We start from the raw sequence: 24730 nt of genomic DNA on the forward strand, positions 1-24730 counted from the left end.
CATCTTAGCGGAGCGCCCCGATCGCGCGCACCGCGCTGGCGAACGACGCCTGAAACTCGGCGGGCTTATAGGCATTGGGGTCTTTCACCGCAGCATAGGCACGGTCGATGTCGGCGCGGATGCCCGCCGCCGCGCCGACGGTGATCCGCCCCGACGAGACCATCGCATTGAGCAGCGTATCGACCCCCATCACCGCCTGCTGCGACCCCGAATAGTCGGTATAGCGGTCGCGGATCGCCTTCGCCGCAATCGCATCGACCATCGCGAAGGCATCGGCGCCCGAAAAGCTGCGCGACGCGAACGCGCGCTTCAGCGCCGCGACCGTCTGCGACAGCCGGGCTGCGGCCGCAACGGCGCTCGCCCGGTCGGTGGCCATCGCGGTGTGGAAGGCCGCGGTGCGCGCCGCGAGCTGATCGGCGAGCGCGGGCGAGACCATGCGCGCCGCGGCGGCGAGCATGATCAGATTTTCGTCATTATAGGGCGGCATGCCTTCAGGAAGATTGCGGCCCGGATTGTCGAGCCCGGTGCGCACCGGCTTCGCCTGATCGAAGATGCGGCGATGGCAACTGTGGCAGTCGAGGAAATAAAATTCGGGAAAAATACCCTCCGTCCCGCGCCGCGTCTGGAAGAGGGCAAGGCTGCGCTCGATCGCCGCCGCCTGTCCCACCGCCCACATCTGGACATGGTCGGTGCGCCGTCCCGCCGCGCCGAACTTGCGCCAGCCATAATCGGCGTCCTCCTGATGATGCGCCTGGAGCGAGGAAAAGAGATCCAGCTCGAACGAAATGCGCGGATGCCCCGCCGCCATGATGCGGTGGGTGACGAACTGCCCGTCGGCGGACGATCCGAAATGGCAGTCGACGCACACGCCCGCGCGCACCACCGGATCCTCGAGCTTCTTCAGCCCCGCCGACAGGTTGGCGAGATGCTTGTCGCGCATTTCGCGGTCGGGATCGGCGTTGGTGCCGACCCCGGCATAATGGCTCGCAAGCCAGCCGCCCGCGGGGCCATGGCACGATTCGCAGCCGACGCCGTCCTCCGCCGAAACGCCGCGCGCGGTGCCCGCCGTGCTGTGGCAACCGAGGCACATCTGCGCCTTGGCGGGATCACCGATGCCAAGATTGCGCGCGATGAACTGGCTGCGATTGTTATTGAGCACCGCCCAGGCACGGCTGTGCGCGCCGCCGGGGGTCGAGGGTTCCTGCCAGGTCATCAGCTCGTCCTGGCGCACGACGGTGCCGTCGCCCTCCATCCGGCCGTGACAGGTCGATCCCGCACACGAGGCGACACCGGTGTAGCGCGCAGCGCTTTCGCCCTGCGACTGTGCCGGAGGAGCAAAGACGAGCGCCGCCATGACGAGTGCGAGCAGCGGCGCCACCAGAGCGACAAACGCCCCCCAAGGCCGATGGCTCCGCTCCTTCCCAGCGTGCGCCGTCATCCGCAATACCCCTTTTCCCCAACCCGGCGCTTTTACGCCTTGAGCCGATTTACACCACCCCGAAAGCCAGCATCGCGTCGGCAACCTTCTTGAACCCCGCGATATTCGCACCCTTCACATAGTCGATATAGCCATTGCCCTGATCGCCATAGGTCAGGCAGCGCGCGTGGATGCCGTCCATGATGTCCTTCAGCATCTGTTGCAGCTCGCCTTCACTCCACGCGCGCCGCGCGCTGTTCTGGCTCATTTCGAGCCCCGACACCGCGACCCCCCCGGCATTCGCCGCCTTGCCCGGTGCAAACATGATCCTGGCATCCTTGAAGACATGCACGCCGTCGAGGTTCGTCGGCATGTTGGCGCCCTCGCTTACCGCGATGCAGCCGTTCCTGACGAGCGTCTTCGCATCCTCGCCGAGCAGTTCGTTCTGCGTCGCGCACGGCAGCGCGACGTCGCACGGCACGCCCCACGGCGTTTTGCCCGCGGTGAAGCTCGCGCCTTTGAACGCCTCGCAATACTCCTCGATCCGCCCGCGGCGGTGCGTCTTGTGCGCCTTCACCCAGTCGATCTTTTCCTGGGTGATGCCGTCGGGATCGTGGATGAAGCCGCCCGAATCGGACAGCGTCAGTACCTTGCCGCCAAGCTGGACGATCTTTTCGGCGGCGTGTGTCGCGACATTGCCCGAACCCGAAATGACCGCGCTCTTGCCGACGAGGTCCTGCCCCTTCGCCGCGAGCATGTTGGCGAGGAAATAAACCGCGCCGTAACCCGTCGCCTCGGTGCGGATCAGCGAGCCGCCCCATTCGAGCCCCTTGCCGGTGAGCACCCCGGTAAACTCGTTGGTGATGCGTTTATACTGGCCGAACATGAAGCCGATCTCGCGTCCGCCGACCCCGATGTCGCCCGCGGGCACGTCGACGTCGGCGCCGATGTGGCGGTACAGCTCGGTCATGAAGCTCTGGCAAAAGCGCATGATCTCGCGCACGCTCTTGCCCTTGGGGTTGAAGTTCGACCCGCCCTTGCCGCCGCCCATCGGCAGCCCGGTCAGCGCATTCTTGAACGTCTGCTCGAACGCGAGGAACTTGAGCACGCTCTCGGTGACGCTGGGGTGAAAGCGGATGCCGCCCTTGTACGGACCGATGGCGTTGTTGTTCTGGACGCGCCAGCCGCGCTGGACGCGGATATTGCCATTGTCGTCCTCCCAGCAGACGCGGAAGGACACGACGCGGTCGGGTTCGGCGATGCGGCGCAGTATCTGCTGCGCGTGATATTCTTCCTTGTCGGCGATGAAATCGAAAATGTCCTCGGACACTTCCTGCACCGCCTGGACGAACTCGGGCTGCCCCGGGTTGCGCCGTTTCACGCCCTCCATGAACGTCGCAAAATCGACGTGATCCGAAACTGCCATGCACCCCTCCCCTGTACGACTGGGAAAGCCGGTGCGACCCCTGACGATTTTGTCGTTGACCGACCTCGTGGGTCCAAGGCTACACCATCGCCCGGCAAAGGCAATATGGCGCGCAGCGCGCCGGCCATTTTTCGCGGGGGCAAAAATGAGCGAGAGCAACGGCATGCAGGCAGGGAAAGCGGTCGGACTGAGCCGCGCCAACCGCGCGATACTGATCGCCGCCTTCGTGCTGCTCGCCGCCGCAGTCGGCTATGCGATCTGGCGCGATTCGGCGCCCGCCATCGCCGATCCGGCGATCGAAGGGGGCGCGGCGCCGGGTGACCAGATCGCCGCGCTGGAGGCGCGCGTACAGCGCGAGCCGGACAGCGCCGATGCCTGGACGGCGCTCGGCGCGGCGCGTTTCGACATGGGCAATTTCGTCGGCGCCGCAGCGGCCTATGAAAAAGCCGTGGCGCTGTCGCCCGAATCGGCGGGGCTCTGGTCGGCGCTGGGCGAAGCGCGCGTGATGGCGAGCGAGCGCGATCCGATGCCCGCCGCCGCCGTGCAAGCCTTCGACAAGGCGATCGCACTCGACGCCAGGGACCCGCGCGCGCGCTATTTCCTCGCGGTGAAAAAGGATATCGGCGGCGATCACAAGGGCGCGATCGAGGACTGGTTCGCGCTGCTCGCCGACACGCCGCAGGGCGCACCGTGGGAGGCCGACCTGCGCCGCACGATCGAACAGGTCGGTGCGATCCACAAGATCGACGTCGCGCAGCGCCTCGCCGCGACGCGGCCGCGCGCGCCGACCGCCGACGAAATGCCTGTCGCCGCGCGCGCGATCCCGGGACCGAGCCGTGCCGAGATGGAGGCCGCCGCGCAGCTCCCCAAGGGGCAGCAGGATGCGATGATCGCGGGCATGGTCGACGGGCTGGAGGCCAAGCTCAGGGCCAATCCCGCCGATGTCGACCGCTGGATCATGCTGATGCGCAGCCGCATGACGCTGGGGGAGACGGCAAAGGCGGCGCAGGCGCTGAAGGACGGGATTGCGGCGAATCCGGCGGCGGCAGGACGGCTGAAGGCGCAGGCGCAATTGCTCGGCGTGCCCGGCGCATAGGCGGACTTGGCGTCAAGCCGTCAAAGGCGTATGATAAGGGCGCTGCGGGGGGCAACCAGAACAATGGGTCGCCGCGGCACCAATGCCGCGAGACGCTTTCGGACGTATTGCCTGGGACAGCCGTCCACTCTGTATCGGGCCTCGCGGTTCAGTGGCTTCCGGACGCGCCGACCCCTTGCAATCGATCATCCCGCCATCAGGGCCGCATTGCCGCCCGCGGCGGTGATGTCGGTCGAGATCGTCTTTTCCTCGGCAAAGCGGAGCAGGTAATGCGGGCCGCCGGCTTTCGGCCCGGTCCCCGACAATCCGCGGCCACCGAACGGCTGTGACCCGACGATCGCGCCGATCTGGTTGCGGTTGACATAAACATTGCCGACCTGCGCACGCGCCGCGACATGCGCCGCGACGCCGTCGATGCGTGTATGGACGCCCAATGTCAGCCCGTAGCCCGACGCATTGATCGCGTCGATCAGCGCATCGAGCTCGCCGCCCTTCCACGTCGCGACGTGCAGCACGGGGCCGAAAATCTCGCGCCTGAGATCGGTGACATGATCGAGCCGGATGAGCACCGGCGGCACGAAATGCCCGTCCGCGGGCAGGTTCGCACGGCCTGCCTCGGCGATCACGCGGCCCGCGGCGCGCGCCTCGGCGACATAAGCAGCGATGTTCGCCTGCGCCTCGGCGTCGATGATCGGCCCCACGTCGGTCGCGAGGATCGCCGGATCGCCGATATTGAGTTCGGCCATCGCGCCCGCGACCATCTCGATCATCCCTTCGGCAACATCTTCCTGCACGCAGAGCAGACGCAGCGCCGAACAACGCTGACCCGCCGACTGAAAGGCGCTGGCGACGGCATCGCGCGCGACCTGTTCGGGGAGCGCGGTCGAATCGACGATCATCGCGTTGGCGCCGCCGGTTTCGGCGATCAACGTCGCGATCGGGCCGTCGCGCCCGGCGAGGCTGCGGTTGATCATCCGCGCGACCTCGGTCGAGCCGGTGAAGGCGACGCCGATGATGTCGGGGTCGCTCGTGAGCGCCGCGCCGACGGTTTCGCCGCGGCCGGGGAGGTAATGGAGCACGTCGCCGGGGATACCGGCTTCGAGCAGCAGTTCGACCGCGGCGTGGGCGATCAGCGGCGTCTGTTCGGCGGGCTTGGCAAGCACCGCATTGCCGGCGGCGAGCGCCGCCGACACCTGCCCCAGGAAGATCGCCAGCGGGAAGTTCCACGGGCTGATGCAGGCAAACACGCCCTTGCCTTCGAGCATCAGCTCGTTGCGCTCGCCCGTCGGACCGGGGAGCGCGACGGGGCAAGTGAAGTCGGCGCGCGCCTGCGCCGCATAATAGCGGAGGAAATCGACCGCCTCGCGCACTTCGGCGACCGCATCGGCGAGCGTCTTGCCCGCCTCGTCGATCGCAAGGCCAAGGAAGGTCGCGTCGCGCTCTTCGAGCAGGTCGGCGGCGCGTTCGAGCCGCTCGGCCCGAAAAGCCCCGCCCGCGAGGCTCCAATTGCCTTGCGCTGCGCGCGCGGTGGCGACGGCATCGGCAACCGCCGCCGCATCCGCCTCGACCACCTGCCCGACGAGGGCGCCCGTTGCGGGATTATGCACGGGTTCGGCCTGTCCGTCCCGTGCGACGCCGCCGACGATCGGCGCCGCGATCCGGTCGCTGCGCCGCGCGGCGCCGATCGCCGCGACCAGCGCCTCGGGCACGCCGGGATCGCCCAGGTCGTAACCGCGCGAATTGCGCCGCACCGGCTCGAACAACGCCCATCCGGTGGCGATAGGCGGCGACGCCGCGCTCGCCACGCTGCGCGGATCGATCGCCAGTTCCTCGGCGCTGACGTCGGGGTCGGAGAATTGGTGGACGAAACTGGAATTGGCGCCATTTTCGAGCAGGCGACGGACGAGATAGGCGAGCAGGTCCCGGTGGGTGCCGACGGGCGCATAGACGCGCACCGGCCGCGGCGGCGGAAAGAGCGCGACGAGGGCGTCGTGCGCGCCTTCGCCCATGCCATGCAGCCGCTGCAACTCATAATCGGCGCCCGCGAACAGTTCGGCAACGAACGCCAGCGTCATCGCATTGTGGCTGGCGAATGCCGGATAGATGCAGTCCTGACAGTCGCGGAGCAATTGCGCGCAGCGCATATAGTTGAGGTCGGTGTGCAGCTTTGCGGTGAATACCGGAAAATCGCCGAGGCCCAGCGTCTGCGCGCGCTTGATCTCGGTGTCCCAATAGGCGCCCTTGACGAGCCGCATCGACAGCCTGACCCCGCGCGTCCGCGCGCGCTTGGCGAGCCAGTCGATCACCGCGGGCGCGCGCTTCTGATAGGCCTGGATGACGATGCCGAGCCCGGTCCAGCCATCGGCTATCCCTGCATCGACCAGTGCCGCGAACACGTCCATATGCGGTTCCAGCCGATCGCTTTCCTCGGCGTCGATCATCAGCGGGATGTTCGCCGCGCGCGCGCGCCTTGCGAGTTCGATCACCTTCGGGATCAGCTCCTCGCGGACGCGCGCGGCCTGCAGATATTCGTAGCGCGGATGGAGCGCCGACAGCTTGATCGAGATGCCGTGGTTGGCGTGCGGGTCGCCCGGCTTCGCATCCCTGCCAATGCGCGTGATCGCGTCGGCATAGCTGGCAAAATAACGCGCTGCATCCCCGGCGGTGCGCGCCGCCTCGCCGAGCATGTCAAAGCTCGCGAGTTCGGACTTTTGCCTGTCGGCGCGCTTGACCGCGGCGTCGATCGTCTCGCCCATCACAAATTGCTGGCCAAGCAGCTTCATCGCCGCGAGCGCCGCCTGGCGGATCACCGGCTCGCCCGACCGACGGATCATCGCCTTCAGAAGCGTCAGCGGGTTCGCCTTGCTGCCCATCGCATCGAGCATCAGGGTCGCCGATCCCAGCGACAGGCCGCGCGCCGACAGCGCGACGATCAGCGGGCTGTCATCGTCGTTGCCCTCGGCCCAGTGGCGCCCGGCGATCTTGTCGCGGATCAACGCGTTGGCGGTCGCATTGTCGGGGACGCGCAGCAGCGCCTCGGCGAGACACATCAGCACGACGCCTTCCTCGGTCGACAGGCGATACCGGTTCATCAGCTGTGCCACGAGCGTCTCGCGCTCGCCCTCGGCCTTCGCCTTGCGGATCAGGTCCAACCCGCGCCGCGTCACCGCCTCGACGCTGGCCGGCGATGTGGCGAGGGCGGCGCGCAGCCCGGCGACGATGTCGGCTTCGCTGCGACGGGCGAGGGCGCGAATGGCGGCGCGGTCGGGGTTCTGGGTCATGGTGATCTCAATATCATATCGCGGAAAGACGATTCGACTTGTTTTGGCGATCAGAATATATGAATTGACCTATATTATGTCCGATCATAGTCAGAACAGATGAAGAACCGCAAATCCATGGTCGAACTGGATGACTTTGATCGCAAGATCCTGGCGATTCTGGGCCGCGACGGGCGGATCACCTTCACCGAACTCGCGCTGCAGGTCGGCCTGTCGAAAACGCCATGCCAGCAGAGGGTCAAGCGTCTGGTCGACAGCGGGCTGATCACGGGCTTTCGCGCGATTGTCGATCCCGCCAGGATCGGCCTCGACCATGTCGCCTTCACCGAGGTCAAGCTGTCCGACACGCGCGAGGATGCGCTCCGCCGGTTCAACGAAGCGGTGCGCCGGATTCCCGAGGTCGAGGAATGCCATATGATCGCGAGCAGCTTCGACTATCTGCTCAAGGTCCGCACCGCCGACATCCGCCGCTATCGCATCGTGCTCGGTGAAAAAATCTCGAGCCTGCCGCACGTCGCCAGCACCTCAACCTTCGTGGCGATGGAAACCATCTGCGAATCGGCGCGCTGACAGAGATGATTGACCACCGCCCGCAGCTGTGCCAATCGCGCAAGCCGCGCGGGTGTAGCTCAATGGTAGAGCAGAAGCTTCCCAAGCTTACGACGAGGGTTCGATTCCCTTCACCCGCTCCAAGTTTTTCGCGTCGTGACTGACCGGGCGATGTCGCCATGCGGCTATGTCTCCTCGATGCGCTCGACCTGCACGGACTGGTTGACAAAATCGATCGCGCGATAGGCGGTCAGGAAGGCGATGTCGGCGGCGTCGCGGCCGACGCAGATGCGCGCGCATTCGGATGGCCGCGTCATGCCCGTCGCATCGACCATATGCCAGTCGCCGTCCAGATAGACTTCGGCAACCGCGTGGAAATCCTGCGGGCGGACGCCGAGCGCATAGACGCTCGCCATGCGCGCGGGGACATGCGCCGCGCGGGCGAGCGCGATCATCACATGGGCATAGTCGCGGCAGACGCCGCGGCGTTCGACAAAGCTGTCGAGCGCCCCCGTCTCGGCGTCGCTGGCCCCCGTGACATAGGTGAAACGACTTTCGATCCAGTCGCGCATCCGCTGGATTTTCGCGCCGCCATCGAGTTCGCCAAAGCGGCGATCGACGAAGGCGTGAAACTTGTTCGACGGGCAATAGCGCGATTCGTTGAGATAAAGGATCGCGTCCGCAGGAAGACGGTGCAGCGGCACCGGCGCGAGTGCAGCAAGGTCGGCGTCGCCGCGCTCGACGGCGACGATCGCGTGATAGGCGACATCGAGCGCACCCTCGGCATGCAGCCAGAGCGGCGTGCAAACGCTATCGGCGTCTCGAACCCGCGCCATCTGCGCCGGCTCGCCCAGGTCCAGCGCGGCGTCGATCACCCTCTGGCCCCCACCGTCCGCGGCTTCGATCTGAAGCATCAGATGGGCAGGTTCGGGCAGGCGGTACTTTAGGGAAGCGGAAATGTGCAGTTTCATCTATCGACAACGCATGAGGCAGGGATCGGTCGCGCTAATGGCAGCTAGAAGCGGCGTGCGCCGCTCCAGGATAAAGCACAAGTGACGGCTACGCGCACCATTCCCTTCATCGTCGTCACCATCTTCATCGACGCGGTCGGATTCGGCATCATCATGCCCGTGCTGCCGCAGCTGGTGATGGAGGTCGGGCAGATCGACCTGCCCCACGCGATCGAGGTCGGCGCGTGGATCGGGCTGGTGATGGCGGTCGCGACCTTCCTTGCCTCGCCGGTGCTCGGCAACCTCTCCGACCGGTTCGGGCGGCGGCGCATATTGCTCCTCGCGCTCGGCGGGCTCGCGGTCGATTATGCGCTGTTGACGGTGGTCGAGACGCTGCCGTGGCTGTTCGTCGCGCGCGCGCTGTCGGGGATCTTCGGCGGCAGCTATGCCGCGGCGCAGGCGGCGATCGCCGACATCACCCCGCCGGAGGAACGCGCGCGCAACTTCGGCTTCGTCGGCGCGGCGTTCGGCGTCGGCTTTGTCGCCGGCCCCGCCATCGGCGGCTTCCTGGGCGAGATGAGCCCGCGCGCGCCCTTTGTCGCCGCGGCGATCCTCGCCACCGCGAACATGCTCTATGGCTATTTCATCTTCCCCGAAACGCTGCCGAAAGAGCGCCGCCGCGCCTTCGACTGGCGCCGCGCCAATCCGCTCGGCGCATGGAAGATGATGCGCGCGCTGCCCGGAATGGACGGTGTGGCGGGCGTGCTCGTGCTGTGGCAGATCGCCAGCCTCGTCTATCCGATGACGTGGAGCTTTTACTGTATCGCGCAGCTAGGCTGGTCGCCGGGGATGATCGGCGCCAGCCTCGCCGCGGTGGGGGTGATGATCGCGCTGGGCCAGATGTTCGTCGTCGGTCCCGCGGTCGCGCGCTTTGGCGAGCGCGACGCGGCGACGTTCGGCCTCCTCGTCGCGGTGGCGGTCTATATCGGCTATGCCTTCACCACGTCGACGCTCGGCGCCTTCCTGCTGCTCATCCCCATTGCGTTGCAGGCGCCGGTGCAACCGTCGCTGATGGCGATGATGTCGCGCCGCGCCACCGCCGATACGCAGGGTGAAGTGCAGGGGGTTTCGGCGATGGCGATGGGACTGGGTCAGCTTGCCGCGCCGATGCTGTTAACGGGCACGATGGCCTATTTCACCGCCGACGCCGCCCCGGTGCATTTCCCCGGCGCGGCGTTCCTCGTCGCCGCGATTTTCGGACTGCTGGCGATCGCGATGCTGCGCCGCCTGCCGCGCGCCACGCAAACCGCGGATCAGATGCCGCCGTCGGTGACCGCATAGCCCAGCGCCTCGAGCCCCGCCGTGAGCATCGCGGTGCATTCCGCGACCGCCGCCGCGTCGACCGAGCGGATGACGAAATTGGCGCCGACCTTGCCTTCGCGGAAAAAGGGATAGCTGCCGATCGCGACTCCCGGATGCTCTTGCTCGCCGCGGCGAAGCAGGTCGGCGACCTCGCTTTCGGCCGCCCAGGCGCCGATCGTGTGCGCCACCAGCGGCGCCCCGCCCTCGAGCTGCCCGGTCAGCGCGTCGAGCATCCCCGCGGTGATGTGCGGCACGCCCGCCATCACGAACAGATTGCCGATCCGGATGCCGGGCGCGCCCGACATGCGGTTCGGAATGAGCTCGGCGCCGTCGGGGGTGCGCGCCATGCGCAGCCGCGCCTCGGTGAGCTCGCCGCCGCGCGCGGTGTAATAGCGTTCGAGGATCGCGCGCGCTTGCGGGTGGACGATCACCCCGACGCCGAGCGCCTTTGCCACGGCATCGACGGTGATGTCGTCGTGCGTCGGCCCGATGCCGCCGGTGGTGAAGACATAGTCGTAGCGCGCGCGCAGCGCGTTGAGCGCCTCGACAATCTCTTCCTCGACGTCGGGCACGATGCGCACCTCGCGCAGCCTGATTCCCTGCACGTCGAGCCAGGTCGCGATCTGCGACACATTCTTGTCCTGCGTGCGGCCCGAAAGGATTTCGTCGCCGATCACCAGCACGGCGGCGGTCCAGATGCGTTCGTCGGTCATCGCCTTGCCTTACCGCGCTGCCATGACAAAACAAGAGCGGTGGAACAGTGTGTATGTTCCTGATATGTTCCTGCACGACTCGCAACCCCAACGGAGAGACATCATGGCCGACGAGCTGATTTTCTATACCAACCCCATGTCGCGCGGGCAGATCGTCCGCTGGATGCTCGAAGAGGTCGGCGCACCCTATGAACCGCGCATTCTCGATTATGGCACGACGATGAAGGAGGCGGCCTATCTGGCGGTGAACCCGATGGGCAAGGTTCCGGCGATCGTCCACAATGGCAAGGTGGTGACCGAATGCGCGGCAATCTGCGCCTATCTGGCCGATGCCTTCCCCGACAAGGGGCTCGCGCCCGCGCTCACCGGGCGCGCCGATTATTATCGCTGGCTTTTCTTTACCGCGGGGCCGGTCGAGCAGGCGATCACCGCGAAGATGTTCGGGTTTGAACCCGATGCCGAGCAGCAGCGCATGGCGGGCTTCGGTTCGCTCGCCGCGGCGCTCGACGCGCTGGAGAGCGCGGTTTCGGGCAAGTCGTTCATCGCTGGCGACCATTTCAGCGCCGCGGACGTCTATGTCGGCAGCCAGATCGACTGGGGGCTGCAATTCGGGACGATCGCATCGCGCCCGGCTTTCGAGGCCTATATTGCGCCTCTGCGCGAACGCGTGGCGTACAAGCGCGCGAAGGACATCGACAATGCGCTGATCGCCGAGATGCAGGCCGCCAATCCGGCGTAGCGATGTGGCAGGGGCATTGCTTCCTGACGCGGCGAACTCCGGACGGCGGCGGCGGCGCGCGAGCCGATATTCGGAAAACAATGTCGCCGTTTCGCCCGCCTGCGTCCTGCCACAGGGCAGGGTTTGGGGAGTGTGATGAACGCGGATCGCTCGGTTGGCGTGGAGACCGACGATCCGCCCGTCAAGATCCAGACCGCCGCCGGGCAGGACCATAATGACGCGCCCGATGCCTTGACAAACGCTGCCGCCAAAGCCCTAATGGAACATAACAGGAACAAACAATGCGCGAGTCGTCCCACCTTCTCGCCGGGCTGCGCCAGCGCATCGCCCGGATCGCCGCCGATGGCGGTTTGCCAGGCCGTCCGGCCGCGGGTTGGCTGGCAAGCGGTCATGCCCCGTTCGACGACGCGCTCGGCGGGGGGCTTGCGGTCGGGCGCACCCATGAATTTTTTGCTGCCGACACGCTCGACGCAACCAGCGCCGCCGCCTTCGCCGCGCTGCTGGCGCTGCGCACCCCCGGCAAGGCACCGCTGATCTGGCTGCGCACCGTCGATGCGGGCAGGAGAGCGGGGCGTATCTATGCCCCTGGCATCGCCGAACTCGGCGGCGATCCCGACCGGTTGCTGCTGGTCGAGACGGGCGATTCCAAGGCGCTGCTCGCCTGCGCCAGCGATGCGATTCGCTGCGCGGGATCGGCGGCGGTGATCGTCGAAAGCTGGGGGCGACTTCCGCTGCTCGATCTGACTGCGGGGCGACGGCTCGCACTCGGCGCGCGCGATGCCGGCACCACCTTGCTGATGCTCCGCCTGGGCGCCGCGCCTGCGCCGAGCGTCGCCGAAACGCGTTGGAGCGTCGCCGCCGCCGCCTCGCACGCGCTCGAAGCCAATGCGCCCGGCGCGCCGGCCTTCGACCTCGAATTGCTGCGCTGGCGCAGCGGCGCGGCGGGCGCGCGCTGGCGACTGGACTGGAACCATGACGAACAAAGTTTTGGGCAAGGCGTCGGGGACGCGGCGCTATCTGGCGCTCTTCTTCCCCTTCCTGCCCGCCGAGCGATGGCTTCGCACGGCGCCAAAGCCGCCTGACGCACCGCTGGTCTTTGCCGCGAAGCAGCGCGGCGCGATGCGTCTTGCGAGCGTCGATGCGGCGGCGCTGGCGGTCGGGCTGCGTCCCGGCATGCCGCTTGCCGATGCGCGCGCGCAGGCGGGCGAACTTGCGGTCGTTCCGCACGATCCGATGCTCGACCAGGCCTGGCTCGACCGGCTCGCACAGGGCTGCGCGCGCTATACGCCGCTCGTCGCGCTCGATGCGCCCGACGGGCTGATCCTCGACATCGCGGGCGCCGCGCATCTTTTCGGCGGCGAGGCCGGACTGGTCGCCGATGTCGAGATGCGCTTCGCGCGCCTTGGCATGACGCTCCGCCATGCGCTCGGCCCGACCGCCGATGCGGCGCGCGCGCTCGCGCGCTATCAGGCGCGCCCCGCGCCCGACGAAGCGCAGGCGATCCGCCGCCTGCCTGTCGCCGCGCTCGAACTCGAAGCCGAAGCGACGACCGCGCTGGTGCGCGCGGGATTGAAGACGATCGGCGACCTTGCAAGCCGCCCGATGGCGAATCTCGCCGCGCGCTTCGGCGCCGACGCCGCGATGGCGCTGCGTCGGATGTTGGGCGACGCGCCGAGCCCGCTCGACCCGCGCGTCACGCCGCCCCCCGTCGCTGCCGAGCGCCGTTTCGCCGAACCGCTCGGCAGCACGGCGCACGCCGCCAAGATGCTCGCCGAACTCGCCGGCGAAGCGATCGAAACCCTCGTCAAGCGTGGCAAGGGCGGGCGCCATTTTGGCGCGACCTTCTTTCGCAGCGACGGCCTTGCGCGCAGCATCGCGATCGAGACGGGCCATCCGACGCGCGACGTCGGCCTCGTCATGCGCCTGTTCGCCGAGCGGATCGACAGCCTCGCCGATCCGCTCGACCCCGGTTTCGGTTTCGACATGATCCGCCTCACGGTGACACGGCTCGAAGCGCTTGGAGCGAGCCAGCTCAAGCTCGAAGGCGGTACGGCCAAGGAGGCCGCGATCGACGAACTCGCCGACCGGCTCGCGACACGGCTGGGGCGCGGGCGGGTACGGCGGCTGCGTCCGGCCGACACGCATATTCCCGAGCAGGCACAGCTCGAACTGCCCGCGATCGACGCGCCGCCGCCCCTGCCCTGGCAGGCGGGTGACCCCGGCGAGCCGCCGACGCGCCCCTTCCATCTCTTTGACCCGCCGCAGCCGATCGAGGTGATCGCCGAGGTGCCCGACGGTCCGCCGCAGCGCTTTCGCTGGCGCCGCGCCCTGCACGCGATCCGCCGCTATGAAGGCCCCGAGCGCATCGCCGCCGAATGGTGGCGCCGCCGCGACAATGGCGGACTGACGCGCGACTATTACCGCGTCGAGGATGCACAGGGCCGCCGCTTCTGGCTCTTTCGGCACGGGCTTTACGACGAAAAGCCCGATCCGCGCTGGTATATCCACGGGGTCTTCGCATGAGTGAAAACCGCTTCGGCCCCGGCTTCGCCGAACTGGTCGCCGCGACCAATTACAGCTTTCTGCGCGGCGCCTCGCACCCGGCCGAGATGGTGAAGGAGGCGCTCGATCTTGGCATGTCCGGTATCGGCATCGCCGACCGCAACAGCGTCGCGGGGGTGGTGCGCGCGCTGACCGGCTTGCGCAAGCTGCACGAGGACGCCGCCGAAGAGGGGATCGAACTGCCGCCTTTCCAACTCGTCGTCGGCGCCAGGCTGGTCTTCGACGACGGCACCCCCGACATCGTCGCCTATCCGACCACGCGCCACGGCTGGGGGCGCCTGACCCGGATGCTCACCATCGGCAATCGCCGCACCACCAAGGGCGGATGCGTGATGAAACTCAAAAATCTGCTGATCCACTGCCAGGATATGATCCTGATCGCGATGGCGGGCGAGAAGGACGAGGCCGTGTTGCGCCGCCTCAAAAAGATCGCACCGAACGCGCTGTGGCTCGGCGCGACGATGCCGAGGGAGGGGAGCGATCGCCGCCATCTCGCCCGGTTGCAATCTTTGGCCGACCGCGTCGGCATTCCGATGCTCGCGACCAACGACGCGCTGTACGCCACGCGCGAACAGCGGCCGCTCCACGATGTCGTCACCTGCATCCGCGAGGGCACCACCCTTCACGAGGCCGGGCGCCTGCTGCGCGCCAATGGCGAACGTCATCTGAAGTCGCCGCAGGAAATGCGGCGGCTGTTCCGCGCCTGCCCGTCGGCGGTGGATGAAAGCATCCGGATTCTGGATCGCATCGGTTTTTCGCTGCGCGACCTCGAATATGAATATCCGCACGAGCCCGTTCCCGAAGGCTGGGATCCGCAAAGCTGGCTCGAACATATGGTGCTGGATGCCGCGAACCGGCTCCACCCACAGGGGTTGCCGCAACGCTGGCAGGAGGTGCTCGACGAAGAGCTTTCGCTCATCCGCAAATGCAACTTCGCCTGCTACTTCCTGACCGTCCACGACATCGTGAAATATGCCCGCTCGCAGGATCCGCCGATCCTGTGCCAGGGGCGCGGGTCGGCGGCCAATTCGCTCGTCTGCTATCTGCTCGAAATCACCTCGATCGATCCGATCGCGAACAATCTGCTCTTCACGCGCTTCCTGTCCGAAGAACGGCGCGAACCGCCCGACATCGACGTCGATTTCGAACATGAGCGGCGCGAGGAGGTGATGCAATATATCTATCGCCGCCATACCCGCCGCCGCGCGGGCATCGCCGCGACGGTGATCCACTACCGGCCGCGCAGCGCGGTGCGCGAGGTCGGCAAGGCATTGGGGCTGAGCGAGGATGTCACGGCGCGGCTCGCCGACACGAGCTGGGGCAGCTGGGGCAGCGAAATGCCGGTCGAACGCTTCGTCGAAGCGGGCCTCGATCCCGAACAGGACGATATGGCGCGGCTGCAATGGATCGTCGCGCAGCTGCTGACCTTCCCGCGCCACCTGTCGCAGCATGTCGGCGGCTATGTGTTGACCGAGGACCGGCTCGACGAGACGGTGCCGATCCACAATGCGGCGATGGCGGAGCGCACCTTCATCGAATGGGACAAGGACGACCTCGACGAGCTGCGGCTGATGAAAGTCGATGTGCTCGCGCTCGGAATGCTGACCTGTATTCGCAAATGTTTCGACCTGATGCGGCTGCACGGGCTTGGCGACCATGATCTCAAATCGGTCCCCCCGGAGGACCCGGTCGTCTACGACATGCTCTGCAAGGGCGACAGCATCGGCGTCTTTCAGGTCGAAAGCCGCGCACAGATCAACATGCTGCCGCGGCTGCGCCCGCGCAAGTTTTACGATCTGGTCATTCAGGTGGCGATCGTCCGGCCGGGACCGATCGAGGGCGATATGGTCCACCCCTATCTGCGTCGCCGGAACAAGGAGGAAAAACCCGAACTGCCGCTGCGCGCCGGTGCCGAAGCGAACGAACTCGAAGCGGTGCTTGGAAAAACCGAGGGCGTGCCGCTCTTTCAGGAACAGGCGATGAAGCTGGCGATCGTCGCCGCCGGATTTTCCCCCGACGAAGCCAATGGGCTGCGCCGTGCCATGGCGACCTTTCGCAACGTCGGGACGATTCATCAATATAGGGAGAAGATGATCGGCGGCATGGTGCGCCGCGGCTATGAAGCCGATTTCGCGGCGCGCTGTTTCAAACAGATCGAGGGCTTCGGCAGCTATGGCTTTCCCGAAAGCCACGCCCAGTCCTTTGCCAAGCTCGTTTATGTGTCATCGTGGCTGAAATGCCACCATCCCGCGGTCTTTACCTGCGGGCTGCTCAATTCGCAGCCGATGGGATTCTATGCCCCCGCCCAGCTGGTGCGTGATGCGCGCGAGCATGGGGTCGAGGTGCGCGAAGTGGACGTCAACGCCAGCCATTGGGACAACGGCCTCGAGCGGCGCGCGGACGGCAGCCTCGCGCTGCGGCTCGGTTTCCGGCAGGTCGACGGGTTCCGCGAAGCATGGGCCGATCAGATCGTCGCCGCGCGCACCACATCCTTCGCCTCGGTCGAGGACCTCGCGCGCCGCGCGAAGCTGCCGCCCCGCGCGCTGCGCCTGCTCGCCGAGGCCGATGCGTGCCGCTCGATGGGGCTCGATCGCCGCCCCGCGCTGTGGGAGGCGCGGCGCGTGCGGCAGGGGGTTCTGCCGCTGTTCGGCGCGGCCGGGGCGAACGAGCTGGGGCATGAGGAGGATGCCGCGCTGCCACCGACGCCTATGGTCGAGCATGTGCTGACCGATTATCAGACGACGCGCCTGTCGCTCAAAGGCCATCCGATGGCCTTTCTGCGCCGCGATTTCGCCCGCGCCGGCGTGCTGAGCGCTGTCGAGGTCGCGGCAGCGAAAAACGGCGCGATCGTCCGCACCGCGGGCGTCGTGCTGATCCGCCAGCGCCCCGGCAAGGGCAATGCGATCTTCATCACGATCGAGGATGAGAGCGGGATCGTCAACATCCTGCTTTGGGCGCGCCATTTCGAACGTTATCGCCGCGCCGTCATGGCGTCGCGGCTGATGCTCGCCGAAGGCGAGGTGCAGCGGAGCAAGGAGGGCGTCATCCACCTGATGGCGACGCGCATCGCCGACCGCACGGCGATGCTCGATACGCTGGGGGCCGATCGGCGCTTCGATCCCGATCTCGCGCGCGCCGACGAGGTGAAACATCCGCAATATCCGCGCGGCCATGCGCAGCGCCACGGTCATCCGCGCGACGTGCGCATTCTTCCCAAATCGCGCGATTTCCACTGAAGTCGGCCGATCCCCGCCCGCCATGCGCAAAAAAGCGCATGCGAGAGCGGCGTGCTGTATATCTGACCGAAGTGATCCTGACCGACGCCCGCCGGATCGAGGATTATCTGCACCCCGAATGGGCCAATATCCGTTTCATCGACGGAGAGGTGCCGGCGGTCGCGATCGGCGGGCAGCCAGTGGCCGACGCGCCGCGCTTCGTCGTGACCGGCCCGACCAGCCGTGCGACCTATTTTTCCGCCGGCACCATGCGTGTCCGGGGGATCGGCATCCTGCCCGCCGGTTGGGATTCCCGCGGCTGCGCTGGCCAACAGATATTGTGACGGCGCCAGCCATCCGGCCTTCGCCGCCCTTGCGCCGCTTGCCGACGCCTTGCCGCACGCCAAAGACGCGGAGGTTGCGGCAGCATTGATCGACGCGCATCTCTGCACGCTGCTGGCGTCGGCACCACCCGACGATCCCGCCATCGTTGCGGCACACTGTGCGCTCGTCGACGATGAGGCGGCGGGTGTCGCCGACCTGTCGGCGCGGATCGGCCTGTCCGAACGGTCGGTCGAGCGGCTGAGCCTGCGCGCTTTCGGCTTCGCGCCCAAATTGCTGCTCCGCCGCCAGCGCTTCCTGCGCTCGCTCGGGCGTTTCATGCTCGACCCGTCGATGGCGTGGATCGACACGATGGATCATCATTATTATGATCAGGCGCAATTTACCCGCGACTTTCAGCGGTTCATGGGTATGGGCCCGCGCGCCTATGCCGCGCGCCCAAAGCCGATCCTGGGCGCCGCGGCCTTCGCCCGCTCCGCGGCGGCGGGGGCACCGGTGCAGGGACTGCACAGACCGGCAGGATAGGCTGCAAGCACCATCGGTCTTGACCCGTGCCGCGGCTTCGGTGCAAGCGGCTGCAAACGGACGCGCGGGCAGCCGCCTATCCTTGCAATCGATGTGGCATTAGGCCGGCCGCGACAGCGCCGCCGGAACGGGACGAATGATGATGAGCGACATGGAAGCCATCGAGGCGCAACTGCGGCGCGACATCGACGCCGCGGCCGACGCCGGAGCGATCGAGGCGGTGCGCGTCGCGGCACTCGGCAAGGCGGGTCGCATCACCGCGCTCCTGAAAACGCTGGGCGGCATGACCCCCGACGAACGGCAGGCGAAGGGGCCCGCGATCCACGCGCTGCGCGAGAGCGTGACCGCCGCGATCGCGGAGCGCAAGGCGGCGATCGAGGCCGCCGAACTCGAGGCGCGGCTCGCGACCGAGAAGCTGGACATGACCCTGCCCGCCGATGCCGCCCCCCGCGGCAGCGTCCATCCGGTCGCCCAGGTGATGGACGAACTCGCCGAAATCTTCGCCGACATGGGATTTGCGGTGGCGACGGGGCCGGAGATCGAGGACGACTGGCACAATTTCACCGCGCTCAACATTCCCGAAACGCACCCCGCGCGCGCGATGCACGACACCTTCTATTTCCCGAACAGCAATGCCGAAAGCCACGCGATGCTGCTGCGCACGCACACCTCGCCGGTGCAGATCCGCACGATGATGACGCAGGAACCGCCGATCCGCATCATCGCCCCCGGCCGCGTCTATCGCAGCGACAGCGACGCGACGCACACGCCGATGTTCCACCAGGTCGAAGGGCTCGTCATCGACCGCGGCATCCATATGGGGCACCTGAAATGGACGCTCGAGACGTTCCTGAAAGCCTATTTCGAGCGCGACGACATCGTGCTGCGGCTACGCCCCAGCTATTTCCCCTTCACCGAACCGTCGGCCGAGGTCGATGTCGGTTACAAGCAGGAAAAGGGGCGCCGGATCGTCGGCGGTAACGGCGATGATGAGGGCCATGCGTGGATGGAGCTGCTGGGCAGCGGCATGGTGAACCGCCGCGTGATCGCCAGTTGCGGGCTCGATCCCGACGCGTGGCAGGGCTTTGCCTTCGGGGTCGGGGTCGACCGGCTCGCGATGCTCAAATATGGCATGGACGATTTGCGCGCCTTCTTCGACGGCGACCTCCGCTGGCTCGCGCATTACGGGTTCGGCGCGCTGAGCGTCCCGACTTTGAGCGGGGGGATTTCGGCATGAAACTGACCCTCGACTGGTTAAAAGACCACCTCGACGGCGATTTCACCGTCGAAGATGTCGTCGCCACCCTCAACCGCATCGGCCACGAAGTCGAAGGCGTCGAGAATCCCGCCGACAAGCTCGCCGGTTTCCGCGTCGCCAGGGTGCTGACCGCCGAGAAGCATCCGCAGGCCGACAAGTTGCAGGTGCTGACCGTCGAGGCGGGCCCGGAAGTCAACGCCGGCGCGCCGCTGACCATCGTGTGCGGCGCCCCCAATGCGCGCGCGGGGCTGGTCGGCGTGCTCGGCCTGCCCGGCGCGGTCGTGCCCGCAAGCGGCATGGCGCTGAAGGTCGCGGCGGTGCGCGGGGTCGAATCGAACGGCATGATGTGCTCGTCGCGCGAACTGGAGCTGGGCGATGACCATGACGGGATCATCGAACTTCCCGAAGACGCGCCCGTCGGCGCGAGCTTTGCCGATTACCGCGGCGCGGGCGACCCGGTGATCGACATTTCGATCACCCCGAACCGGCAGGATTGCATGGGGGTGCGCGGGCTAGCGCGCGACCTTGCCGCCGCCGGGCTCGGCACGCTGAAGCCGCTCGACGTCCCGACGATCACCGGCGACGGCGCACCCGCGACCGAGATCCGGACCGACGATCCCGAAGGCTGCCCCGCCTTCTACGGCCGCACGATCAGCGGCGTCACCAACGGCACCGCCCCCGAATGGATGCGCCGACGCCTCGAAGCGGTCGGGCAACGCTCGATCTCGGCGCTCGTCGACATCAGCAATTATGTGATGTTCGACCTCGGCCGCCCGAGCCATATCTATGACCGCGCCAAGCTGAGCGGTCCGCTCGTCGCGCGCCGCGCCAAGGCGGGCGAAACGGTCACCGCATTGAACGGCAAGGACTACACGCTCGCCGACACGATGACGGTGATCGCCGACGACCGCGGCGTCCACGACATAGCGGGCATCATGGGCGGCGAGCATAGCGGGTGCAGCGCGGCGACGAGCGACGTGCTGATCGAGGTCGCCTATTTCACCCCCGAACGCATCGCGCTGACCGGACAGGCGCTGGGCCTGACGAGCGATGCGCGCAGTCGCTTCGAGCGCGGGGTCGATCCGGCGTTCCTCGACGATGCGACCGCGATCGTCACCGCGCATGTGCTGGCGATCTGCGGCGGCACCCCGTCGACGGTCACGCGCGCGGGCACGCCGCCCGTCGGGGTCAAGACGGTCGATTACGACCCCGCGCTGTCGGCGACGCTCGGTGGTGTCGTCATCGCGCCCGAACGGCAGAAGGAAATCCTGACCGCGCTGGGCTTCACCGTCATCGAACAGGGCGGCCGCTGGCGGGTCCAGGTGCCGAGCTGGCGGCGCGACATCGATGGCGCGGCCGATCTGGTCGAGGAAGTCACGCGCATCCACGGCTTCGATACGATCGCGTCGGTGGCGCTGCCGCGCGCCGATGGCGTCGCCAAGCCGACCGCGACCGCCGAACAGCTGCTCGAACGCCGTGTGCGACGCGCCGCCGCGGCAGCCGGCTTTCACGAAGCGGTGACGTGGAGCTTCATTTCCGAACAGGAAGCCGCGCCCTTCGGTGGCGGCGACTGGTCGCTCGCCAACCCGATCAGCGAAGAGTTGAAGGTCATGCGCCCGTCGCTGCTCCCCGGCCTGCTCGCCGCGGCGGCACGCAACCAGAAGCGCGGCGCGGACAGCATCCGCCTGTTCGAAATCGGCCGCCGCTACCTGTCCGATGCCGAGCATCCGACACTCGCCGTGCTGATGGCGGGCGACAAGCGCGCGCGCGGATGGCAGGCGGGCAAGGCCGCGCCCTTCGATGCGTTCGACGCGAAAGCCGCGGCGCTGGCGCTGCTCGACGCCGCGGGCGCCCCCGCCGAGCGCCTTCAGGTGATGGACGCGGTGAGCGAAGGCAGCATCTGGCACCCCGGCCAGTCGGCCACCCTGCGCCTCGGCCCCAAGGCGGTGCTCGCCGAATTCGGCGCGCTGCACCCCGCGCTGACGCGCCATTTCGACGTCGGCGGTCCGGCGATGGCGGTGCAGATCTTCCTCGATGCCATTCCCGCCAAGCGCGCCAGCGGCCCGGCGCGCGCGGCATTCGCGCCCCCGGCCTTGCAGTCGGTGCGCCGCGACTTTGCGTTTCTGGCCCCGACCAGCCTGACCGCCGCCGAACTGGTCCGCGCAATCCGCGGTGCCGACAAGGCGAGCATCGTCGATGCCCGCCTGTTCGACCGCTTCACCGGGCAGGGCGTGCCCGAGGGCCAGGTGAGCCTGGCGGTCGAGGTCGAATTGCAGCCGATGGAAAAAAGCTTCACCGATGCCGAGTTGAAGGCGATTGCCGACAAGGTGGTCGCAGCCGCGGCGAAGGTCGGGGCGGTGCTGCGGGGATAAGCCGGGCGGCGTATCGCGCGCTGCGCCATCCGCGCGGGCGATAGCGGGCTTGCCCTGACCCGCAGACGCGGCTAAGGGCGTCGGCGCATCCACCGGACCCGGCTCGCCGGGTGGCTCGGCCCGGCGCCTATCCCCGGGACAACCCATGGCAAAGCCGCTCCCGTGACGGAGCATCTCCATCGTTCCCACCGGTCCGAACGGCGATGCCGCTGCAAGAACAGAAAATATGCCAAGCCTTTCATCGCTTCGCCGCGATTGGTTGTCCAATCCGCGCGGGGATATATTGGCGGGGATCGTCGTCGCGCTGGCGCTGATTCCCGAAGCCATCGGTTTTTCGATCATCGCCGGGATCGATCCCAGGGTCGGGCTCTACGCCTCCTTCTCGATCGCCGCCATCATCGCGCTCGTCGGCGGGCGGCCCGGCATGATCTCCGCTGCGACCGCCGCGATCGCCGTGTTGATCGTCCCGCTCGTCAAGGCGCATGGCGTCGAATATCTCTTCGCCGCGACGATCCTGATGGGTGTGCTCCAGTTCATCGGCGGCCTGCTCCGCCTCGACCTCCTCATGCAGTTCGTCTCCAAGTCGGTCGTCACCGGCTTCGTCAACGCGCTCGCGATCCTGATCTTCATGGCGCAGCTTCCGCAGCTAATCGGCGTCGGCTGGATGACCTATCCGCTCGTCGCCGCGGCGCTGGCGATCATCTATCTTTTGCCGCGCCTGACCAGGGCGATCCCGTCGCCGCTGGTCGCGATCGTCGTCCTGACCGCGGCCGCGATCTACTGGAATCTCGACGTCAACCGCGTCGGCGACATGGGCGAGCTTCCCTCCGCCCTGCCCTTCTTCGCGCTTCCGCAAGTGCCGCTGACCTTCGAGACGCTCGCGATCATCTTCCCCTATTCGCTGGCGATGGCGGCGGTCGGCCTGCTCGAAAGCCTGCTCACCGCGCAGATCGTCGACGATCTGACCGACACGCCGAGCGACAAGCCGCGCGAGCTGAAGGGTCAGGGCATCGCCAATTTCGTCACCGGCTTTTTCGGCGGCATGGGCGGCTGTGCGATGATCGGCCAGTCGGTGATCAATGTGAAATCGGGCGGCGACGGACGGCTTTCGTCTTTCGTGGCGGGCACCTTCCTGCTCTTTCTGATCGTCGTGCTCGGCCCGCTCGTCGCGCAAATCCCGATGCCCGCGCTCGTCGCCGTGATGATCATGGTGTCGATCGGCACCTTCAGCTGGCGATCGGTCAAGGAATTGCGCACCAACCCCTGGCACAGTTCGGTCGTGATGGCCGCCACCGTGGTCGCGGTCGTCGCGACGCACGACCTTGCCAAGGGCGTGCTGGTCGGCGTGCTGTTGTCGGGCATCTTTTTCGCAAGCAAGGTGCGCGCCCTCTTTGCGGTCGATACCAGCCTGTCGACCGACGGCTCGACGCGCACCTATCGTTTCACCGGCCAGATTTTCTTCGCCTCGGTCGAGCGCTTCCTGGCCGCGTTCGATTTCCGCGAAGTGATCGAAAAGGTCGTGATCGACGTTCGCGACGCGCATTTCTGGGATATTTCGGCGGTCGCCGCGCTCGACAAGGCCGTGATCAAGCTGCGCCGCGAAGGCACCACGGTCGAAGTGCTGGGGCTCAACGAAGCCAGCGCGACGATGATCGACCGCTTCGGCATTTCGGACAAGCCCGACGCCGAAGCGCGCCTCGCCGCGCATTGAGGGAGAGAAGGACATGACCCGTATATTGGCCTGTATCGATGCCTCGCTCTATGCAACGAGCGTGATCGACCATGCCGCCTGGGCCGCCCGGCGGCTGGCGGCGGAAATCGAAATCCTGCATGTCATCCAGCGCAAGGATGCCGTCGCCGCGCGGCGCGACCTGTCGGGCGCGGTCGGGCTTGGCGCCAAGTCGGCGCTGCTCGAAGAGCTTGTGCGGATCGACGAGAGCGAAAGCAGGCTGGCGCAGGAACAGGGCCGCACGCTGCTCGCGGCGGCGAAGGCGCATCTTGCCGAACAGGGCTTCGACCGCATCGAAACGACGCACCGCCACGGCGGGATCATCGAAACGATCGTCGAGCGCGAGGCGGACGCCGACATCGTCGTGATCGGCAAGCGCGGCGCGTCGGCCGACTTTGCCCGCGGCCATCTCGGCAGCAAGGTCGAGCGCGTCGTGCGCCAGAGCGAAAAGCCGGTGCTCGTCGCGTCGCGCGCCTTTTCGTCCCCCGATACGGTGACGATCGCCTTCGACGGCGGGCCGAGCGCGCGCAAGGCGCTCGTCTATGCCGCGACCTCGCCGCTGTTCGCCGACGCGGAACTGCATGTGGTGATGGCGGGCCGCGACGGTGCGGGCAACCAGTCGCACCTCAAATGGGCGCGCGAGATACTGGTCATGCACAAGGATGCGCGGGTCAGCCTGATCGACGGCAAGCCCGAGGAGGTGATCGCGCTCGACATCGAGGCGCGCGGGGCAAAGATGCTGGTCATGGGTGCCTATGGTCACGGCCCGCTGCGCACGATGCTCGTCGGTAGCACGACGACCGAGATGATCCGGTCCTGCACCATCCCGGTGCTGCTGTTCCGCTGACCCCGCGATGCCGCTGTCGCCCGACACTGCCCGCGACCTTTTGCAAGCACGGCTCCGCGCGCTCGATGAGGAGGATGCACTGAGCCGCGAGGCGACGGCGCCGGTAAAACTGGAGCAAGACAGCGTCGGGCGCCTGTCGCGCATCGACGCGATGCAGATGCAGGCGATGGCGCTTGCGCAGCAGCAACGGCGCGTCCGTCAGCGACGCCAGATCGAGGCCGCGCTCGCGCGGATCGGGACGGGCGAGTTCGGCTATTGCCTGGCCTGCGGCGAGGCGATTGCCGAGGCACGGCTGCGAAACAACCCGGCGGTCGCGACCTGCATCGCCTGCGCTGCCGGAACCTGAC

General features: G+C 67.3%; 19 protein-coding genes, 1 tRNA gene and 1 other annotated feature. Of the genes, 15 read left to right on the top strand and 5 right to left on the bottom strand.

Features of this window, described 5'->3' with window-relative positions:
• Positions 1-4: 4 nt before the first annotated feature.
• Positions 5-1438: a multiheme c-type cytochrome gene (locus tag SALA_RS14095; protein WP_011543040.1), complete on the bottom strand. Its 1434-nt coding sequence runs from the start codon at positions 1436-1438 to the stop codon at positions 5-7.
• Positions 1439-1487: 49 nt separating this feature from the next.
• Complete coding sequence (gene gdhA / locus SALA_RS14100; protein ID WP_011543041.1) at positions 1488-2843, bottom strand: NADP-specific glutamate dehydrogenase; 1356 nt, start codon at positions 2841-2843, stop codon at positions 1488-1490.
• A gap of 145 nt (positions 2844-2988) precedes the next feature.
• Between gdhA and SALA_RS14105 the strand changes: the two genes are divergently transcribed.
• On the top strand, positions 2989-3939 hold the full coding sequence (locus SALA_RS14105) for a tetratricopeptide repeat protein (RefSeq protein ID WP_011543042.1): 951 nt from the start codon (positions 2989-2991) through the stop codon (positions 3937-3939).
• Between the two features lie 185 nt (positions 3940-4124).
• On the opposite strand, the gene putA is transcribed toward SALA_RS14105, so the two are convergent.
• On the bottom strand, positions 4125-7220 hold the full coding sequence (gene putA, locus SALA_RS14110) for a bifunctional proline dehydrogenase/L-glutamate gamma-semialdehyde dehydrogenase PutA (protein ID WP_011543043.1): 3096 nt from the start codon (positions 7218-7220) through the stop codon (positions 4125-4127).
• A gap of 99 nt (positions 7221-7319) precedes the next feature.
• On the opposite strand from putA, the gene SALA_RS14115 reads away from it, so the two are divergent.
• Positions 7320-7790: an Lrp/AsnC family transcriptional regulator gene (locus tag SALA_RS14115; protein ID WP_011543044.1), complete on the top strand. Its 471-nt coding sequence runs from the start codon at positions 7320-7322 to the stop codon at positions 7788-7790.
• 48 nt (positions 7791-7838) lie between these two features.
• Positions 7839-7912 (top strand) — tRNA-Gly (locus SALA_RS14120).
• 42 nt (positions 7913-7954) lie between these two features.
• Here SALA_RS14120 and SALA_RS14125 read toward each other — a convergent pair.
• The gene (locus SALA_RS14125) at positions 7955-8683 is read right to left on the bottom strand and encodes a transglutaminase-like domain-containing protein (protein ID WP_237700887.1); all 729 of its coding nucleotides are present in this window, start codon (positions 8681-8683) and stop codon (positions 7955-7957) included.
• Between the two features lie 138 nt (positions 8684-8821).
• On the opposite strand from SALA_RS14125, the gene SALA_RS14130 reads away from it, so the two are divergent.
• Entirely contained in the window at positions 8822-10060 is a 1239-nt protein-coding gene (locus SALA_RS14130) for a tetracycline resistance MFS efflux pump (protein ID WP_011543046.1), read from the top strand.
• On the opposite strand, the gene SALA_RS14135 is transcribed toward SALA_RS14130, so the two are convergent.
• The gene (locus SALA_RS14135; RefSeq protein ID WP_011543047.1) at positions 10033-10794 is read right to left on the bottom strand and encodes a competence/damage-inducible protein A; all 762 of its coding nucleotides are present in this window, start codon (positions 10792-10794) and stop codon (positions 10033-10035) included. The genes SALA_RS14130 and SALA_RS14135 overlap by 28 nt on opposite strands.
• Before the next feature lie 103 nt (positions 10795-10897).
• On the opposite strand from SALA_RS14135, the gene SALA_RS14140 reads away from it, so the two are divergent.
• The 11 genes from SALA_RS14140 (at position 10898) to SALA_RS17550 (ending at position 24729) form a co-directional block, all read left to right on the top strand.
• Positions 10898-11533, top strand: a complete 636-nt coding sequence (locus SALA_RS14140; RefSeq protein ID WP_011543048.1) for a glutathione S-transferase family protein — start codon at positions 10898-10900, stop codon at positions 11531-11533.
• A 281-nt stretch (positions 11534-11814) separates the two neighbouring features.
• On the top strand, positions 11815-12615 hold the full coding sequence (locus SALA_RS17230; protein WP_041383401.1) for an ImuA family protein: 801 nt from the start codon (positions 11815-11817) through the stop codon (positions 12613-12615).
• Positions 12506-14056: a Y-family DNA polymerase gene (locus tag SALA_RS14150; RefSeq protein WP_041383402.1), complete on the top strand. Its 1551-nt coding sequence runs from the start codon at positions 12506-12508 to the stop codon at positions 14054-14056. Before SALA_RS17230 ends, SALA_RS14150 begins: the two co-directional genes overlap by 110 nt.
• Complete coding sequence (locus tag SALA_RS14155) at positions 14053-17331, top strand: error-prone DNA polymerase (RefSeq protein WP_011543050.1); 3279 nt, start codon at positions 14053-14055, stop codon at positions 17329-17331. The genes SALA_RS14150 and SALA_RS14155 overlap by 4 nt, the downstream gene beginning before the upstream one ends.
• A 38-nt stretch (positions 17332-17369) precedes the next feature.
• Positions 17370-17654, top strand: a complete 285-nt coding sequence (locus SALA_RS17235; RefSeq protein WP_049754675.1) for a hypothetical protein — start codon at positions 17370-17372, stop codon at positions 17652-17654.
• 49 nt (positions 17655-17703) lie between these two features.
• Positions 17704-18177 (top strand): helix-turn-helix domain-containing protein, encoded by a 474-nt coding sequence (locus SALA_RS16960; protein WP_192807426.1) that lies wholly within the window; start codon positions 17704-17706, stop codon positions 18175-18177.
• A gap of 139 nt (positions 18178-18316) precedes the next feature.
• On the top strand, positions 18317-19414 hold the full coding sequence (gene pheS, locus SALA_RS14165) for a phenylalanine--tRNA ligase subunit alpha (protein ID WP_011543052.1): 1098 nt from the start codon (positions 18317-18319) through the stop codon (positions 19412-19414).
• Positions 19411-21807 carry a phenylalanine--tRNA ligase subunit beta gene (gene pheT, locus SALA_RS14170; protein ID WP_011543053.1) on the top strand — a complete coding sequence of 799 codons (2397 nt, stop codon included), beginning with the start codon at positions 19411-19413 and terminating at the stop codon, positions 21805-21807. The genes pheS and pheT overlap by 4 nt, the downstream gene beginning before the upstream one ends.
• A gap of 91 nt (positions 21808-21898) precedes the next feature.
• Positions 21899-21951, top strand: a sequence feature (sul1 is cis-regulatory element that is thought to sense ions involved in sulfur or methionine metabolism; They are found in Alphaproteobacteria).
• An 82-nt stretch (positions 21952-22033) separates the two neighbouring features.
• Complete coding sequence (locus tag SALA_RS14175) at positions 22034-23518, top strand: SulP family inorganic anion transporter (protein WP_011543054.1); 1485 nt, start codon at positions 22034-22036, stop codon at positions 23516-23518.
• Between the two features lie 13 nt (positions 23519-23531).
• Complete coding sequence (locus SALA_RS14180) at positions 23532-24383, top strand: universal stress protein (RefSeq protein WP_011543055.1); 852 nt, start codon at positions 23532-23534, stop codon at positions 24381-24383.
• Positions 24384-24390: 7 nt separating this feature from the next.
• Positions 24391-24729: a TraR/DksA family transcriptional regulator gene (locus SALA_RS17550; protein WP_011543056.1), complete on the top strand. Its 339-nt coding sequence runs from the start codon at positions 24391-24393 to the stop codon at positions 24727-24729.
• Position 24730: the final 1 nt, after the last annotated feature.

Source organism: Sphingopyxis alaskensis RB2256, from assembly GCF_000013985.1.
Taxonomy (GTDB): Bacteria; Pseudomonadota; Alphaproteobacteria; order Sphingomonadales; family Sphingomonadaceae; genus Sphingopyxis; species Sphingopyxis alaskensis.

Excerpts from the sequence above, each read along its gene's own strand:
- SALA_RS14135 (WP_011543047.1), bottom strand. The coding sequence starts at position 10,794 with ATGACCGACGAACGCATCTGGACCGCCGCCGTGCTGGTGATCGGCGAC.
- SALA_RS14125 (WP_237700887.1), bottom strand. The coding sequence starts at position 8,683 with ATGCTTCAGATCGAAGCCGCGGACGGTGGGGGCCAGAGGGTGATCGAC.
- SALA_RS14105 (WP_011543042.1), top strand. The coding sequence starts at position 2,989 with ATGAGCGAGAGCAACGGCATGCAGGCAGGGAAAGCGGTCGGACTGAGC.
- SALA_RS14155 (WP_011543050.1), top strand. The coding sequence starts at position 14,053 with ATGAGTGAAAACCGCTTCGGCCCCGGCTTCGCCGAACTGGTCGCCGCG.
- SALA_RS14150 (WP_041383402.1), top strand. The coding sequence starts at position 12,506 with ATGACGAACAAAGTTTTGGGCAAGGCGTCGGGGACGCGGCGCTATCTG.
- SALA_RS14115 (WP_011543044.1), top strand. The coding sequence starts at position 7,320 with ATGAAGAACCGCAAATCCATGGTCGAACTGGATGACTTTGATCGCAAG.
- SALA_RS17235 (WP_049754675.1), top strand. The coding sequence starts at position 17,370 with ATGCGAGAGCGGCGTGCTGTATATCTGACCGAAGTGATCCTGACCGAC.
- SALA_RS17230 (WP_041383401.1), top strand. The coding sequence starts at position 11,815 with ATGCGCGAGTCGTCCCACCTTCTCGCCGGGCTGCGCCAGCGCATCGCC.
- SALA_RS14180 (WP_011543055.1), top strand. The coding sequence starts at position 23,532 with ATGACCCGTATATTGGCCTGTATCGATGCCTCGCTCTATGCAACGAGC.
- pheT (WP_011543053.1), top strand. The coding sequence starts at position 19,411 with ATGAAACTGACCCTCGACTGGTTAAAAGACCACCTCGACGGCGATTTC.
- SALA_RS14095 (WP_011543040.1), bottom strand. The coding sequence starts at position 1,438 with ATGACGGCGCACGCTGGGAAGGAGCGGAGCCATCGGCCTTGGGGGGCG.
- gdhA (WP_011543041.1), bottom strand. The coding sequence starts at position 2,843 with ATGGCAGTTTCGGATCACGTCGATTTTGCGACGTTCATGGAGGGCGTG.
- SALA_RS14140 (WP_011543048.1), top strand. The coding sequence starts at position 10,898 with ATGGCCGACGAGCTGATTTTCTATACCAACCCCATGTCGCGCGGGCAG.
- SALA_RS14175 (WP_011543054.1), top strand. The coding sequence starts at position 22,034 with ATGCCAAGCCTTTCATCGCTTCGCCGCGATTGGTTGTCCAATCCGCGC.
- putA (WP_011543043.1), bottom strand. The coding sequence starts at position 7,220 with ATGACCCAGAACCCCGACCGCGCCGCCATTCGCGCCCTCGCCCGTCGC.
- pheS (WP_011543052.1), top strand. The coding sequence starts at position 18,317 with ATGATGAGCGACATGGAAGCCATCGAGGCGCAACTGCGGCGCGACATC.
- SALA_RS17550 (WP_011543056.1), top strand. The coding sequence starts at position 24,391 with ATGCCGCTGTCGCCCGACACTGCCCGCGACCTTTTGCAAGCACGGCTC.